Annotated in this window: 16 protein-coding genes; 14 read left to right on the forward strand and 2 right to left on the reverse strand. The window is 60.4% G+C overall.

What is annotated here, in order from left to right:
- Positions 1-34: 34 nt before the first annotated feature.
- Entirely contained in the window at positions 35-1,024 is a 990-nt protein-coding gene (locus tag LB532_RS25810; protein ID WP_140642362.1) for a sugar ABC transporter substrate-binding protein, read from the reverse strand.
- A 57-nt stretch (positions 1,025-1,081) separates the two neighbouring features.
- Complete coding sequence (locus LB532_RS25815) at positions 1,082-1,861, reverse strand: DeoR/GlpR family DNA-binding transcription regulator (protein WP_140642364.1); 780 nt, start codon at positions 1,859-1,861, stop codon at positions 1,082-1,084.
- A gap of 223 nt (positions 1,862-2,084) precedes the next feature.
- Between LB532_RS25815 and LB532_RS25820 the strand changes: the two genes are divergently transcribed.
- The 14 genes from LB532_RS25820 to LB532_RS25885 all read left to right on the forward strand — a co-directional run bounded on the left by LB532_RS25820 (position 2,085) and on the right by LB532_RS25885 (position 15,131).
- The gene (locus tag LB532_RS25820; RefSeq protein ID WP_181169460.1) at positions 2,085-3,125 is read left to right on the forward strand and encodes an N-acetylglucosamine kinase; all 1,041 of its coding nucleotides are present in this window, start codon (positions 2,085-2,087) and stop codon (positions 3,123-3,125) included.
- A 4-nt stretch (positions 3,126-3,129) separates the two neighbouring features.
- Complete coding sequence (locus tag LB532_RS25825) at positions 3,130-4,080, forward strand: SIS domain-containing protein (protein WP_140642368.1); 951 nt, start codon at positions 3,130-3,132, stop codon at positions 4,078-4,080.
- A 4-nt stretch (positions 4,081-4,084) separates the two neighbouring features.
- Positions 4,085-5,380 carry a class II D-tagatose-bisphosphate aldolase, non-catalytic subunit gene (locus LB532_RS25830; protein ID WP_224557412.1) on the forward strand — a complete coding sequence of 432 codons (1,296 nt, stop codon included), beginning with the start codon at positions 4,085-4,087 and terminating at the stop codon, positions 5,378-5,380.
- 55 nt (positions 5,381-5,435) lie between these two features.
- Entirely contained in the window at positions 5,436-6,482 is a 1,047-nt protein-coding gene (locus LB532_RS25835; protein ID WP_224557414.1) for a Gfo/Idh/MocA family protein, read from the forward strand.
- A gap of 789 nt (positions 6,483-7,271) precedes the next feature.
- A complete protein-coding gene (locus tag LB532_RS25840) occupies positions 7,272-7,454 on the forward strand; it encodes a DUF3606 domain-containing protein (RefSeq protein ID WP_140642373.1) in 183 nt (60 codons plus the stop codon).
- Between the two features lie 21 nt (positions 7,455-7,475).
- Positions 7,476-8,252, forward strand: a complete 777-nt coding sequence (gene xth, locus LB532_RS25845) for an exodeoxyribonuclease III (protein WP_210239918.1) — start codon at positions 7,476-7,478, stop codon at positions 8,250-8,252.
- A gap of 34 nt (positions 8,253-8,286) precedes the next feature.
- The gene (locus tag LB532_RS25850) at positions 8,287-8,805 is read left to right on the forward strand and encodes an inorganic diphosphatase (protein ID WP_181169461.1); all 519 of its coding nucleotides are present in this window, start codon (positions 8,287-8,289) and stop codon (positions 8,803-8,805) included.
- 5 nt (positions 8,806-8,810) lie between these two features.
- Positions 8,811-9,425: a cysteine hydrolase family protein gene (locus LB532_RS25855; protein ID WP_224557416.1), complete on the forward strand. Its 615-nt coding sequence runs from the start codon at positions 8,811-8,813 to the stop codon at positions 9,423-9,425.
- Positions 9,426-9,443: 18 nt separating this feature from the next.
- Complete coding sequence (gene nadE, locus LB532_RS25860) at positions 9,444-10,277, forward strand: ammonia-dependent NAD(+) synthetase (RefSeq protein WP_140642378.1); 834 nt, start codon at positions 9,444-9,446, stop codon at positions 10,275-10,277.
- Positions 10,278-10,419: 142 nt separating this feature from the next.
- Positions 10,420-10,926 (forward strand): ferritin-like domain-containing protein, encoded by a 507-nt coding sequence (locus LB532_RS25865; RefSeq protein WP_140642380.1) that lies wholly within the window; start codon positions 10,420-10,422, stop codon positions 10,924-10,926.
- A gap of 25 nt (positions 10,927-10,951) precedes the next feature.
- Positions 10,952-12,505, forward strand: coding sequence for an FAD-dependent oxidoreductase (locus LB532_RS25870; protein ID WP_140642382.1), 1,554 nt, complete (start codon positions 10,952-10,954; stop codon positions 12,503-12,505).
- The gene (locus LB532_RS25875; RefSeq protein WP_140642384.1) at positions 12,505-13,110 is read left to right on the forward strand and encodes a cupin; all 606 of its coding nucleotides are present in this window, start codon (positions 12,505-12,507) and stop codon (positions 13,108-13,110) included. The genes LB532_RS25870 and LB532_RS25875 overlap by 1 nt, the downstream gene beginning before the upstream one ends.
- Before the next feature lie 13 nt (positions 13,111-13,123).
- Positions 13,124-14,128, forward strand: coding sequence for an ATP-dependent DNA ligase (locus tag LB532_RS25880; RefSeq protein WP_140642386.1), 1,005 nt, complete (start codon positions 13,124-13,126; stop codon positions 14,126-14,128).
- A gap of 52 nt (positions 14,129-14,180) precedes the next feature.
- Positions 14,181-15,131 carry a DUF72 domain-containing protein gene (locus LB532_RS25885; RefSeq protein WP_224557417.1) on the forward strand — a complete coding sequence of 317 codons (951 nt, stop codon included), beginning with the start codon at positions 14,181-14,183 and terminating at the stop codon, positions 15,129-15,131.
- Position 15,132 lies beyond the last annotated feature (1 nt).

The raw sequence follows: 15,132 nt of genomic DNA on the forward strand, positions 1-15,132 counted from the left end.
GACGCTGCCGCCTGCTCGCAGCATCGATCGACGACTACCAGTCACCCGGGCATGTATCGACGTTCTCCCGCGTGATTTTTGGTGAGGCGACCATTTCCAGTTTCTTCACAGTCTTGCCGTCGACCAGATCCGATACGGCCTGGACGGCGGCATCGGCATTGAAGCCGGCCGACATGCAGGTGGTGCCGTATAATTTACCCGCGCGGATCGCCTGAATTTCCGTCGCCGTGCCGCCGAGCCCGATCACCGGTCCGGCAAAGCCCGCGTCCTCGACGCTGCGAAGAACGCCTGGCGTCATTGCGCCATCGAGCGAAAGGACACCCTTGACGTCGGGAAATCGCGTCAGAAGATCTTCCGTGACGGTCGCCGCCAGGGTGGAGTCCCAGTTGGCCGGCTGGACGCCGAGGATCTTGATGTCGTTTGCCGCCCAGACCTTGTCCATGGCGGCGTGCCTAATGGTAACAGCCGGCTGACCGGGAAGGCCATCGACGATGACAAGGGTGCCACCTTTGCCGACCGCCTGGACAGCGAGCTCCGCGCTGCCCCGGCCGAGATCGGCGTCGTCCGGGAGACGCGATGCCGCTACGAATTCGTCGCCGGACTTATCGACCGGATTGCCGATCACGACGACTGGAATTCCCGCCGTCTTGGCCGCCTTGAGCCCGGGGATGACCGCGCTTCCGTCGATCGGGCCCACGACGATGTAATCGACCTTCTTCGAGACAAGGTCGTAGATTTGACTGAGCTGAGTGGGAACGTCGCCATTGGCGCTCAGCACGAGCGTCTTCCAGCCTTTCTCAGCCGCCTTGGAATCGATCCTTTTTATGAAGGTGGCATACCAGGGCCAGCCCGAATTGGCGGCAGCGAAGCCCACGGTTATGTCTTTCGCCGAAGCTGGAAGCATGGTCGCGGCCAAGACCGCGGCCCCTATGAACGCAGAAAGCAGTCGTTTCATTTCCTTAACTCCCATTTTGAACTGGTACTCTTGACGTAGGTGGGATGCCGAAGCCGACCGCGCCGGCATCCATTTCCGATTGCCGTGCGACCGCACGGATCTGGTGCACGAATCTGGTGTCCGGGGTCATGCGGATGCCTCGGCATCGCTTATCTTGACCTCCACGCCCATGTCGCTCAGCCGCGCGCGCCAGTCCCCCGACAAGCCACTATCCGTAACGATCATGCTTCCGGCCGGAATCGAGGCGACCGCGAATGTGGCGGTTTGTCCGAACTTGCTCGAATCGGCGAGGATGACGACGCGCGAGGCGCGTCCAATCATGCGCGTGTTCACCCTGGCCTCACCGACATCGTAGGTGTAGATGCGGCCGTCGCCCGAGATCGCGCCCGCGCCAAGAAGCAGGACATCGAGCCAGATCGAATCAAGCATCGATTCCGCGAAGGGCCCGACCAGCGACACATTTTCGTCGCGCACCTGCCCGCCAAGGACAGTCACGTTCACCCTCGGCAGGTTCAGCAGCTCGATCGCCACCATCAGGCCGTTGGTAAAGACGGTGAGGGGCATTGGATTGAGCCGCAGATGCCGCGCGAACTGCAATACCGTCGTTCCCGCATCCAGAAACACGGATGAACCGGGAGTGATCATCGACGCAACCGTCGCTGCGATGGCGCGCTTTGCCGAGATATTCTGCGTCTCGCGCACTCGGAACGCGACTTCCAGGGTTGTCGCGTCGGCTATCTGAGCACTTCCGTGCGTGCGTGTGATCAAACCGGCTTGCTCAAGCATCTGCAGGTCCCGACGGATTGTAGCCGCCGAAGCATTCGTGGCTGTTGCAAGCTCCGCGATGCCCATGGGCCCATTGCGGTACAGGTGCTCTCTGATGGTACTTTGCCTATCGACCTTCATCCCGTGATGATCCGGCGTTGCAATGCACGTGTCAATCAAAAAAACGATTGATATTGATGGATTCTCTGCATCAGACACCCAGAACGCGCGCGATCGATATAATGCTCCCCGGTTGATCCGAAGGAATTGAGAGTGAGTTTGCGCCGGTTTTTGCTATTGATCACATACAATCATAAATTTGCTTGACTGTGATTGAAAGCCGTCGTTTTATCGGCGCATGGTATTGAGCGTTGAGACACCAGAGGCGTTTCCGGGCCATGCGAGCCATTCGCTGGTCTTGGGCGTGGACGGCGGTGGCTCGACCACGCGCGTCGTCGTCGCCGACGAGATGGGGAATGCGCTGGCGACGTCCTTGGGGCACGGTGTCAACCTGATGGATAATGAGCGCTGGCAGGAGAATCTCGCGGACGCTCTGACGCCGCTCGATTGCTACTTCGATCGCGTCGCCCAGGCTTGTTTTGCCTTACCGGCGCATAACGAGTCGGACGCGATTTCGGATGCCCAGGAGCGCTTCGTCGCCTCGCTCCTGCCTCGAACGAAGACGCTGGTCGTCAACGACGTCAAGGCAGCTCACGGCGGTGCTTTCGCTGGTATGGCTCCAGGAGTGCTCCTGCTCGCGGGGACGGGTTCGATGGCGTGGGCTGTCGACGCTCGTGGCGATGACCTTCGCTTCGGCGGCTGGGGTCATGTCTTCAGCGATGACGGGAGCGCCTACTGGATCGGCCGCGAGGCGCTCTCGCTGATATCAAGGATCGCCGATGGACGCGTCGACGGCATGGAATTCTTCACGGATTTCGTGTCCGCCCTGGGGCTTGGTCCCGCCGCTTCGATGGATGCCGTGCTGTCTTGGTATTCGCGGATCGAGCAGTCGCGTTCAGGCGTCGCGGCGTTGACGAGAATCCTCGACGGATTCGTCGAGCGCGGTGATCCCAATGCCATTTCCCTGTTTGATCGTGCAGCGCAAGAGCTTGCCGATCTCGTCCGCGCCGCTCGACAGCGGATCGGCGCGAGCGATCTCCCCTGGACCTATGCTGGCGGCTTGTTCAACAGCCGGCATATCCGGCAAGAGCTGGGGAAGGCCCTGGGCGCGCCTTTGATTCCGGTGCTGCCGCCAGTGGGCGGGTCGTTGCTGTTCGCGGCTGAAGCCGCGGGGCTCGCGATCTCGTCCGACTATATCCGCCGACTGGGCAAAACCATCCCCGACACGCTGTTCTATCAGCCGACAGACAGCCAAAACCCGCTCTCTAAGACTAACAATGGATAGCCAAATGAGCCAGACCGAAAAAGTCATCTTTCAGCAGTTTCCGTACTGGCTTCCGGTGCTTTCGAGTGTTGGTGGCGAGAGACTTCAGCCGCGGCACACGGTCATTCTCGGCTGTGGCACCTCGTACAATCTCAGCCTTTCGCTCGCGGCCGCCTACAATGCCGCCGGCCATTCGGCGCAAGCAGTGCCCGCCAATGAGTGGCTGCGGCGGCGGCACGATTATGCCGTTGGCGACGGCTTTCAGGTTGTCGTGCTGTCGCGGAGCGGCGAAACGACCGAAGCGATCCTGGCGGCGAGGAGCGCTCGCGCCGCTGGCGATTTCGTAATGGCAATTACCTGTTCCAAGGACAGCGAGATCGTTTCATCGAGCGAGCGTGCCATAGTCGCCGAAACGCACCCCGAAGAGGGCATCGTCATGTCGGTTTCGGCATCGCTGATGCTGATCGCCGGTCTGAAGCTGGCGGGAATTTCGATCGATGCGCGGATCGAGCAGGTGGGGGAAAGCCTGCTTCGCCAGATGGATGCCGAGTCGAAGCGCGTTGTTAAACGCAGCCATTTTGTGTTTCTCGGCGCAGGCGCGCTCTACGGAATCGCGGCCGAGGGCGGCCTGAAGCTGCAGGAGATGAGCCAGGTCATCTCGCAGACCTACCACCCGCTGGAATACCGCCACGGACCGGTGAGCCTGATAGGCGACAAGAGCGCGGTCGTCCTGCTTTACAGCGAAGGCACGCGGGAGGAAGAATCCATGCTCGCCGCCGAATTGTCGGCGAAAGGCGCGCTGGTCGTCGGCCTCGGCGGTCCGGGCGACATCTCCTTGCCGGTTGCCGTGACCGGGGCGTCCCGCGCCATTGCCGTGTTGCCGGCCCTGCAGATCCTGGGCGAACGCGTGGCGCAGGCGCGTGGCCTCGATACCGTGTCACCAAGATTCCTGACCAAAGTCGTCAACCTCGGCTGACATGATGATGAAGATCGAAGCGCTTTCCCTGCTGATCGGCGATCGTCCAGTGGATATGCCGCTGGCTGTGGTTTCCATCTGCACGGCCCATCCGCAGGCAATCGAAGCCGCGTTGCGGCGCAGCCTGTCCGACGGGAGTGTCGCGCTGATCGAGGCGACCTGCAACCAGGTCAATCAGGACGGCGGTTACACCGGCATGACGCCCGCCGATTTCAGGCGCTTCGTCGAGGATATCGCAGATCGGGTCGGCTTCGATCGCCGTCGGCTGATCCTCGGCTGCGATCACCTCGGGCCGCATCCGTGGCGAAAGCTGCCGGCCAGGCAAGCCATGGAAAAAGCACGCTTCATGATGCACGCCTATGTCGACGCAGGATTCGAGAAGATCCATCTGGACACGTCGATGGGGTGCGCTGGGGAACCGGTGGCGCTCGATGATTCGACGACGGCCGCGCGCGCGGCCGACCTCGCGGTGGTTGCGGAGGCCGCCGTCGGCAACCGCAAGCCAATCGTTTATGTCGTGGGCACGGAGGTGCCACCGCCCGGTGGCGCGACGGGCAAGGTGCACGATCTGTCCGTCACCACGGACGAGGCGGCGCGGCAAACGCTGGCGGTCCATCACGAGGCTTTCCGAACGGTGGGTATCGACAGCGCGGTAGAGCGTATTATCGGACTCGTGGTTCAGCCAGGCGTCGAATTCGGCAACGACTCGGTGGCCATCTACGACAGATTAAAGGCGCGCCGCCTGAGCGAGGCACGCAACTCGCTCGGTGGCGTAGTGTTCGAGGCGCATTCGACGGACTATCAGCCGGCGGCGGCTCTTCAGGCGCTGGCCGAAGATGGTTTTGCCATCCTGAAGGTTGGACCCGCTTTGACCTTTTCCATTAGGGAAGCTCTTTACGGTCTGGATCACATCGCACAGATGCTGGGGCGCCCGCGCGGCGCGTCGCTGCGGGAGGTGATGGAGCGTGAAATGCTTGCGGCTCCCGATCACTGGCGTCCCTACTATCCGGGTTCGGAGGCGGAACAGCATCTGCTTCGCCATTTCAGCTACAGCGATCGCATCCGCTACTACTGGGCGGACAAGACGCCTTCGATGGCCGTGAAATCCCTGCTCGCATTCTTCGGCGAGCGCCCTATCCCCGAGACTCTCATAAGCCAGCATCTCGGACGCCTCCATGGCGCGGTCATTGAGGGCCTGGTTGAACCTCGCGCGGAGGCCCTTTTACTGGCGGCCGTGGATCTGGTTGTGAAACCCTATGCCGATGCTTGCAGGCCCGGTGTGCTGATAGGGAGGCGTTAAGAGTTGCCGCATCGGTGAGACGCGCACTGAGGTGACAGAAGAAACAACGGTGCGAATGGCATCATTGGAATGCGGGCGGCGCGATGCTTTGTCGGGTATGGGGAGAAGAAGCATGTTGAGAATTGGACTGCTGGGCGCCGCCCGGGTCACGCCGATGGCCATGGTCGAGCCGGTCGCAAGAAGGAACGATGTCTGCCTCGTGGCGGTCGCTTCGGCTCGGCCCGACAGCGCAAGGGCATTTGCCGCCGCGCACAACATCCCCCGTTTCTATGACCGCTACGAGGATCTTATCGCGGATGCGGATGTCGACCTCATCTACAATGCCCTGGCTCCGCAAAATCATGCGCAATTCTCGATCGTCGCACTGGAAGCCGGCAAGCATGTGCTCTGCGAGAAGCCGTTCGCGATGAGCGCAGCTGAAGCGCGTTTGATGGTTGCGGCGAGCCAGGCTCACGGCCGGCGCCTGATCGAGGGCTTTCACGACCGTTATCATCCCGTATTTGATTATCAGGCCGAACTGATCGCCTCCGGGCGGCTCGGCCGGATCCTTTCGCTGCGAGCGGTCTTCAACCACGCCATCGGTCACGACAAGGTGGAATTCAGACACATAAAAGAGTTTGGCGGCGGCGCACTGATGGATCTCGGTTGCTACCCCGTCCACTGGTGCCGCTCGTTTCTCGGCGAAGAGCCGATCGTCGAAACGGCCGTTTGCAAGATGTCCGACGTCGACGTCGACGAGGAGACAACGGCATCATTGATATTTCCATCTGGTGTTACCGCCGAGATCGAAACCCGAATGACTCAGCCCTGGAACATGCATGCGAGGTTCGAGATCTTGGCAGAGCGAGGAAGGGTGACGCTGATCAACTGCCTGGTCCCGCATAAAGGACATTCCATCCATGAACTCATAGATGGCGATTTTCGCGAGTTCACAATCGCGGGAGACACCAGTTTCGACTATCAGTTGGAGGCTGTCGTTTCTGCGATCAACAACGGAACGCCGCTTCCGACCGAAGGGGACGACCCGATCGGCAATATGGCGGCGATCGATTCCATCTATGCCGCGGCAGGCGTGGACCGGTCCTGGTGTGGCGGACGTTAGTCCACCCTGCGGAGATGCGGTGAAAGAGAAATTATATCGGCGTCGCTATAGCGATCAGGACCGATTGAGCATTCTTTTTCTCAATTCCACGAAATCCCTGACCTCGATTGTCATCACGTCCTGATGGCCGGCACCGTGGTTACCGACGCCGCTATCGCGGGCACAAAGGACACAGTTCAAGGCGTGACGGCATGAAGCGCGGCTCTAGACCATAGGTGCGGCCTTCAGACGCCCCTCCGCTGTGTCGAACCCGCACGGATACACCAACAACGAACACTCGTGGTCGATGATACCTTCGTCACTCAAAGGAGGCGCCAACGATACCGTTTTGCGGCTGCCGGTTATTATATCGGCCTCATCCGCAAATAGGCTCGCGATTTTGTGCATCGCCGTTGACCGCACCTGGTTGCCATCTATTCCTCGGACGTACGTCCACTTCACGAAAAATGGTCCGGACTGACAATAGGTTCCCTGAGCGGAGCGAGGTCACCGAGGGCTCGATCCAACACGTCGATGCGGATGCTACTAACAAGGACTGTCATCCCGCAATTCGTGCGCGGTCCTATAAACGTGGAGACGCCACCGATGCGGCGCCGAATTGCTGTTCTTCGGCCGGTGCGGCGGAGCTGCCCCGCGCTGAGGTTCTTACTCGGCCGCCTGCGGCTGCCACAGGCTCCGGACAAGCCGTCGACGCGTTCTTTCCAACTTCCATGTCTTGTTGTTGCGGGATTGAACCCGAAGAGACCGGCCGCGTTGTGGAGCATTGAAGCAGCAAACTAGGAGGAAGAGATGTCCAATAGTCAAACGGCGCGTGGCCGCAACCAGGATCGGGCCAAGGTTGCAGGCGGTCAGGATCACGAAGTGAGGTACGAGGCTGGTAAGACCGGCGCCAGCAACGACGCCGTTAAATCGGCAGTCAAGTCGGTGGGCAACAGCCGCAAGAAGGTCGAAGACAAGCTCGGCAAGAAATAGATCAAGCCGACGATGCCAGCCATCCGCATCGCCACCTTCAACGTCAACGGTGTCAATGGCCGGTTGCCCGTGCTCCTGAAATGGTTGGCTGAGAGCCCCTGTGACATCGTCTGCCTGCAGGAACTGAAAACATCCGACGAGAAATTTCCGATCGAAGCGATCCGCGCCGCCGGCTACGGCGCGATCTGGCACGGCCAAAAATCCTATAACGGGGTGGCGATCCTTGCACGTGGCGTCGAACCGGTCGAACGACGGCGAGGCCTACCAGGGGATCTGGACGACACGCACAGCCGCTATATCGAGGCCGAGATAGACGGGTTGATCATCGGATGCCTTTACCTGCCGAACGGGAACCCGGCGCCCGGCCCGAAGTTCGACTACAAGCTGCGCTGGTTCGAGCGGCTGATCAGCTATAGCAAGGCCCTGCTTTCAGACGGCGCACCGACCGTTCTTTGCGGTGACTACAACGTCGTGCCAACCCCCATCGACGCGATGGTTCCGAGGCGTTGGTTGGGGGATGCCGTCTACTTCCCGGAAAGCCGGGGAGCGTATGCGACGATGATGCAGGATGGCTGGATCGACGCCATCAGGCGCATTCATCCCGAAAAGGGAATCTACACCTATTGGAATTTCTCCTACCGCGGCGGCTACGATCGCAGCTCCGGGCTGCGGATGGACCATCTGCTGCTCAACCCATCGCTTTCGGGCCAACTCCGAGGCGCGGGCGTGGATGTCGAGACGCGCGGATGGGAGAAGCCGAGCGACCACGCTCCCGCCTGGATCGATATCGAGCCATGATGAACACGGGGCCTCGATCGGGGTTATGTGCGAAATGACAATCGAAATCGACAAGATCTCGCTGCATGCGCCTGACGGCTACAACGTCGTCGTGGAAACTCCAAAGGGCAGCCGTAGCAAATTCGCCTTCGACCCCGAGACCGGCTTGTTTCGAGCGAAGAAGTTGCTCGCCATGGGTTTCGCCTTTCCATTCCCGTTTGGCTTCTTTCCTTCGACGAAGGCGGAGGATGCCGATCCGCTGGACGTATTGCTGGTGACCGACGCTGATCTTCCCACGGGCTCGCTAGTTCGATGCCGGCTTCTCGGTGGCATTGCGATGGAGGAGACGAAAGAGGGCAAAGCCGTCCGCAACGACCGCTTGCTTGCTGTGCCGCTTCTACTGCACCAGGATCGCCCGCCCTTTGAACTGTCGGATATGCCGGCAGCTGAGCTGAAAGACATCGAGGATTTCCTCGTCGCCTATCAAACTGTCGACGGCAAGCAAGCAAAGGTCGTCGGTCGTCTGGACAGGACCGAGGCGGAGAGTGTGGTCAGAAAGGCTGCCCAACCTTGACGAAATTGGAGGAAGGCCTGCGCTTTGGACCGCTTCGAGGGCGCTGGGTTCACCTTTGCATCGACATGCAACGGATGTTCGCGGAGCCGACGGAATGGCACACTCCCTGGATGGAGCGCGTCTTGCCCAACGTCATCGCCGTCGTCGAAGTTGACCCAGCACGGACAATCTTCACCCGCTTTATTCCTCCACGATCTTCGGACGACATCGGCGGCGCCTGGCGCCGGTATTGGCGCAAATGGGATTCGATGACGCGTACCCGGCTCGACCCAGGACTCATTGATCTAGTCCCCGACCTGTCCCGCTTCGTGCCGCCAGCCAGGATCGAGGACAAATCTGTCATGTCGGCATGGCACGGATCTCTGCATGCGCGGCTGCAGTCGGCTGGCGTCGATACGCTTATAGTGTCCGGCGCCGAGACGGAGGTTTGCGTGCTCGCCACCGTCATGGGCGCCATCGACCTCGGCTACCGCGTCATCATAGTCGCGGACGCGATCTGTTCGGGGGCAGACTCTACCCATGACGCCATGATCGAAATCTATGAAAGTCGCTTTGGCATGCAGGTCGAAACGGTGACCGCCGCCGACCTCGTGGCGGCGCGGATAGATGGAATGCTTTAACGTCAGGAGCGCAGCCGCATGACCCAACAGAAACTGATTGTCGATGCCTTGGGCGTGGCTCCAAGCTTCGACGTCAAACGGGAAGCGCATTGGCGTATCGAATTTCTCGCTGCCTATCTGCGGGCCTCGGGTCTTTGCAGTTATGTGCTTGGGATCAGCGGCGGAGTCGATTCCCTAGCTGCTGCGCTTCTTGCTCAACGCGCTGTCGATAGGTTGCGAGCGACGGGGTACGAGGCAAAGTTCTTGGCCATTCGGCTGCCCTACGGCGCCCAAGCCGACGAGAGCGACGCGCAGCGGGCCTTGGACACGATACAGGCCGACGAAGTGCGCCGTGTCGACATCAAGCCGGCCACCGACGCCATGCTGGGTTCGATCAAGCGATCCGGCACGGATCTCGGTGACGCGGGACGCGAGGATTTCCTGCTCGGCAACATCAAGGCGCGTCAGCGTATGATCGCCCAGTTCGCACTCGCCGGCGCGAACCGGGGGCTGGTCATCGGCACCGACCACGCCGCCGAGGCATTGATGGGCTTTTTCACGAAATTCGGGGACGGGGCCGCCGACATCCTTCCTCTTTCAGGGCTCAACAAACGCAGAGTTCGCGCCTTGGCCGCGCATTTGGGTGCTCCGCCGGATCTCGTCGCCAAGGTGCCGACGGCAGATCTCGAAAACCTAGTCCCGCTCCGTCCAGATGAAGATGCCTATGGTGTTACGTACGATCAGATCGACGATTTCCTGGAAGGCCGACAGGTCGACGACGCAGCTTACAGACGGATACTTCACATGTATTCGAGCACCGCGCACAAGCGCGCGCTTCCGGTCGCGCCTATCGACCTGTCTTCTTCCGCCTGATCAAAGCCGAAACCCGCATACCTTTATCGCAAAGAAGACGGCAGGGCCGACACTCATTCGTCGGATCGAAGGGGACCGGAACGGCTGGTAGATTCGCGCGTTCTTAACAGATCTTCCAGAAACGCAAAACAAGGAGCGCGCCGTGGGGCTGTTCACGAAAGACATCAAGACGATGGACGATCTGTTCCTGCATGTCTTGCAGGACATCTATTATGCGGAGAAGCAGATTTTGAAGGCACTGCCCGACATGGCGGAAAAAGCGACCAACCGGGACCTGACAGACGCTTTCAAAACGCACCTGACCGAGACCGAAAAACACGTCAAGCGCCTTGAGCAGGCCTTCGAGCTGATCGGCGAAAAGCCCAAGGGAACGACCTGCCCTGCGATCGACGGCATCATCAAGGAAGCAAATGAGATTGCCAGCAACGTTGCGGAGGAAAAGGTGCTCGACGCGGCCTTGATCACTGCGGCGCAAGCAGTCGAACACTACGAGATCACCCGCTACGGAACCTTGATCGCCTGGGCGCAGGAGAGCGGCAATGAGGCTGTCGCACGGCTTCTCACCACGACACTCAGCGAGGAGAAGGCGGCCGACAAGAAGCTGACCACGATCGCCGAACGAAAGGTCAACCAGAAGGCGTCCGGTTGACCGGCAGTGGTCCGAAGGTATCGGCATGAACGCGCTTGACGAACAAACCCGATCGCTCTGGATGAAGGTCGACGTCTATCGTGATGCGCCGCGATTCAGCGGCAAAGAGAGCTGCGACACCGTCATCATCGGGTCCGGGATCGCCGGGTTGTCAGTGGCCTACGAGCTTGCCAGCGTCGGTCAAAAGGTGATGGTCATCGATCGCGGCCCGATCGCCGGCGGCATGACATCGCGGACCACGGCGCACTTGGCGCCGATTTGCGACGACGGCCTGAGCGCGCTGATCAACTTACGCGGTGAAGAGACGGCGACACTATTTCAGAAAAGCCAGGAGGCAGCGGTAGCGCGCATCGAGCAGAACGTTGCCGAGTTGGGGATCGATTGTAATTTCCGCAGGCTGGACGCCTTCCTGTTTCCGGCGATGGGGGTGGACCCCAAGGAGGCCCGCGATCAGCGACAGGAGGAATTCGAGGCGGCACAAAAGGTTGGCGCGGCCGCTAAACTGGTCACCGGCGTGCCGCTCAAAGGTTTCGAGAAGGCGCCTGTGCTTCGTTACGCCAATCAGGCGACCTTCCATCCGCTGCGATATCTCCGCGGTTTGTCCACGGCAATCCGCGACAAAGGCGGACGCATCTTCGCCAACAGCCCCGTGATCTCCGTTGAGGAATTGCCGGAGGGCGGCGTGCGCGTCTCGACCGAAAACGGTGGTGTGATTGAAGCGGCGACTGCCGTTGTCGCCACAAACTCGCCGATCAACGATCGCTTCGAACTGCACACCAAAATGTCGCCCTATCGCACTTATGCGATGGCCTTCACCTTACCGCGCGGCGATCTGCCCGATGCGCTGTTCTGGGATACCGGCGACCCCTATCACTACGTACGGATCAATCCCGGTCCGGGCTCAGTCGATTATCTGATCGCCGGTGGCGCCGATCACAAATCCGGCGAAGCCGACGATGGCGACATACGCTTCGAGGCGGTCGAGGCATGGATCCGTGCCCTCATTCCGACCCTCGGCAAAAAGGTGAACCGCTGGTCGGGACAGGTCCTCGACACGATCGACTACTGCGCCTTCATCGGGCTCAATCCCGATAGCAAGTCGGTCTATGTTGTCACCGGCGACTCCGGGCAGGGCATGACGCATGGCGCGCTTTCCGGCCTGCTCGTCAGGGACCTAATCTTGGGTAACGAGAACCCGTGGACGTCGGTTTATGCGCCATCGCGCAAAACGCCCTCCGGCGTACTTAACTATGTTCGGGAAAACCTGTCCGCAGTCAAAAATCTCGGCCGCTATCTGCTGCCGGGCGAATTGAAGTCACCGGACGAGCTGGCGTCTGGACAAGGGGGGATTCTTCGCGAGGGCCTCCACAAAATCGCCGCCTGCCGCGACATGGGCGGAAAGCTTCATCTTCATTCAGCCGTCTGCACGCATTCCGGATGCGAAGTGGCCTGGAATTCCACCGAGCAGTGCTGGGACTGCTCCTGTCACGGGTCGCATTTTGCTTCCGATGGGACCGTACTCAACGGCCCTGCGGTCGCCCCTCTCCGCCCAGTCGACGCGCCGGCCGGAGAGACATGATGCCCATACTCGAAAGCGCAAAGAAGATCGTCGAGAAGATGACGGGCTGGCAGCGGCCGTCGAGCGACGATCTCGATCGGTTGGTCCGCTCGCGCAAGGCGAACACTTTCGGTTTCGAGGATGACGGCATCATTCCCAACCACCCGTCATGGCCGCTGATCGTCTATCGCGGCGTGGCGATGTTGCCTGCCGATTTCGATCCGGCCGCAATCTTTGAGGACCTCTTCGCACGCAATGGCTGGCAAGGGTCCTGGCGAAACGGCATCTACGACTATGTGCATTACCATTCCCGTATTCATGAGGTCCTTGGGATCGCGCGTGGAACGGGGAAGGTGCAGTTCGGCGGCAAGCGTGGGCGCTCTCTGACAATCAAGGCAGGCGACGTCGCCATCTTGCCGGCGGGCACGGGCCACGAGTGTCTCGACGCCAGCGACGACTTTTTGGTCGTCGGCGCCTATCCGCCGGACGGGACCTACAACGAATGCAGCAGTAGCGAAGACCATGCCTGCGCGGTCAAGACCGTTCCGAAAGTCGCGAAACCCCGACAGGATCCCGTCTACGGCGGCGACGGTCCGCTTATCGACCTTTGGAAAGCACCTCGCTGAGCGCGGACGACAGATGAGCACCTCGGTCCCATTTCCCCTGCCGACCGACACGGCTCCCATGGAAGCCAAACGTGCTGACGCCATCCCGGATGATCAGGGTGTCTGGCAATACGAGCCCAAGTGGGACGGATTTCGCTGCCTGGCGTTCAAGGCTGGCGATGCGGTCGACATCCGCGCCAAGTCCGGAAAGCCGCTCGCACGGTATTTTCCTGAGCTTGTCGAATTCTTACGCAACCTGTCGGGGGCGCAAATCGTCATCGACGGCGAGATCCTGATCGAATGCTGCGGCGAGTATTCCTTTGACGCCTTACAGATGCGTCTTCATCCGGCCGAAAGCCGCATTCGCAAACTTGCGGCCGAGACGCCCGCCAAGCTGATGCTGTTCGATATGCTGGCTGATCAAACCGGACAGATTCTCACCGACCGGCCGCTCTGCGAGAGACGTGCCGCGCTGGAGGCGTTGGTCAAATCCATAGGAAACGCGGGTATCGAACTTTCTCCTGCGACTTTGGATTTAAAACAGGCCCAAAAGTGGCTGCGGGACTCAGACGGCAAGACCGACGGTGTGATCGCGAAGCAGCTCGACGGTCCATATCTGCCTGGCGAGCGAGCCATGGTGAAGGTTAAGCGGAGGCGGACGGCCGACTGCGTCGTCGGCGGCTTCCGCTATCTTGCGGAGAGGCGTGAAGTAGGATCCTTGCTGCTCGGTCTCTATGACGAGGACGGCAAGCTCGACCACGTCGGCTTCACCTCGACTATTTCCAACGACGAACGGGCCGCGCTGACCGGCCGTCTGGAGGCATTGCGCGAATCGCCAGGTTTCACGGGCAACGCGCCTGGCGGGCCGAGCCGCTGGAGCACGGAGCGCAGTGGCGAATGGGAGCCGCTGCGGCCGGAACTGGTCGTCGAGGTCCGTTTCGATCATGTGACAGGCAACCGTTTCCGGCATGGCACGAAGCTGCTGCGGTGGCGACCGGACAAGGCGCCTCGCCAGTGTACGTTCGACCAGTTGAGGTAAGACAACTCGGAGCTATTGGCCCTATTCCCGTTGAGAGGGCAGAGGTCATGCAATGGGCATCAGCGCCGCGAAGAGAGAAATTGGGCTCGAAGAGCGACGCGAGCGCCGCCGGCTGCGCCGTGAAAAGCAGCGCGCCGACAACATTGGGCGCGCGGAGAAAATGCACCTCGCGCGCTTGGCGGCGAAAGAGCCGGGCAGCTCACCTACGCAACTGGCGAACTCGTATTATGTCGGCTGCTCCGGATGGTTCTACTGGAAATGGCGCGGGAATTTCTATGCGGCTGAGATGTCGACATCTGAATGGTTCAATCATTATGCGCAGCAGTTCGACACGGTCGAGATAAACGCATCCTTCTATTCCTGGCCGACCATCGCAAACGTCAAAAGCTGGCTTCGTCAGCCAGGATCGCGCACGTTCGTCTACACCGTAAAGGTCTGTGAGTTGATCACACATATCAGGAAGTTCGAGGACACCGAGACCCTGGTCAAGGACTTTGGACTGATTGCTGACATCCTTAGCGAACGGATGGGCTGTTTCCTATTCCAACTCCCGCCGAGCTATCATTTCACCGAGGAAAGGCTCATCGCCATTCTCGGCCAGCTTGATCACACACGCCGCAACGTCGTGGAGTTTCGTCATAAAAGCTGGTGGAACGAGACCGTCTATTCCGCTTTCCGGGAGAAAGGCACGATATTCTGCTCTTGCAGCGGTCCCCGACTTCCGGACGTTCTGGTTCGCACAGCCGACGAGATCTACGTGCGAATGCACGGCCCGGAGCGCTGGTACCGGCACGACTACACCGACAGCGAGCTGATCGAGTGGGCCGAGCGGATACGTAAAAGCGGCGCGCGGAGAGCCTGGGTCTATTTCAACAACGATTACGAAGGCTTCGCGCCCAAGAACGCTTTGACCATGCGACGACTGCTCGGACAGGCAGGCTTCGATCAAGGCCGAACCGATTCCGACATCGCGTCCGCCGATAACCCAGTCACCACGGTGTGAA

The organism is Mesorhizobium sp. ESP-6-2 (assembly GCF_020164675.1).
Lineage (GTDB): Bacteria > Pseudomonadota > Alphaproteobacteria > Rhizobiales > Rhizobiaceae > Mesorhizobium.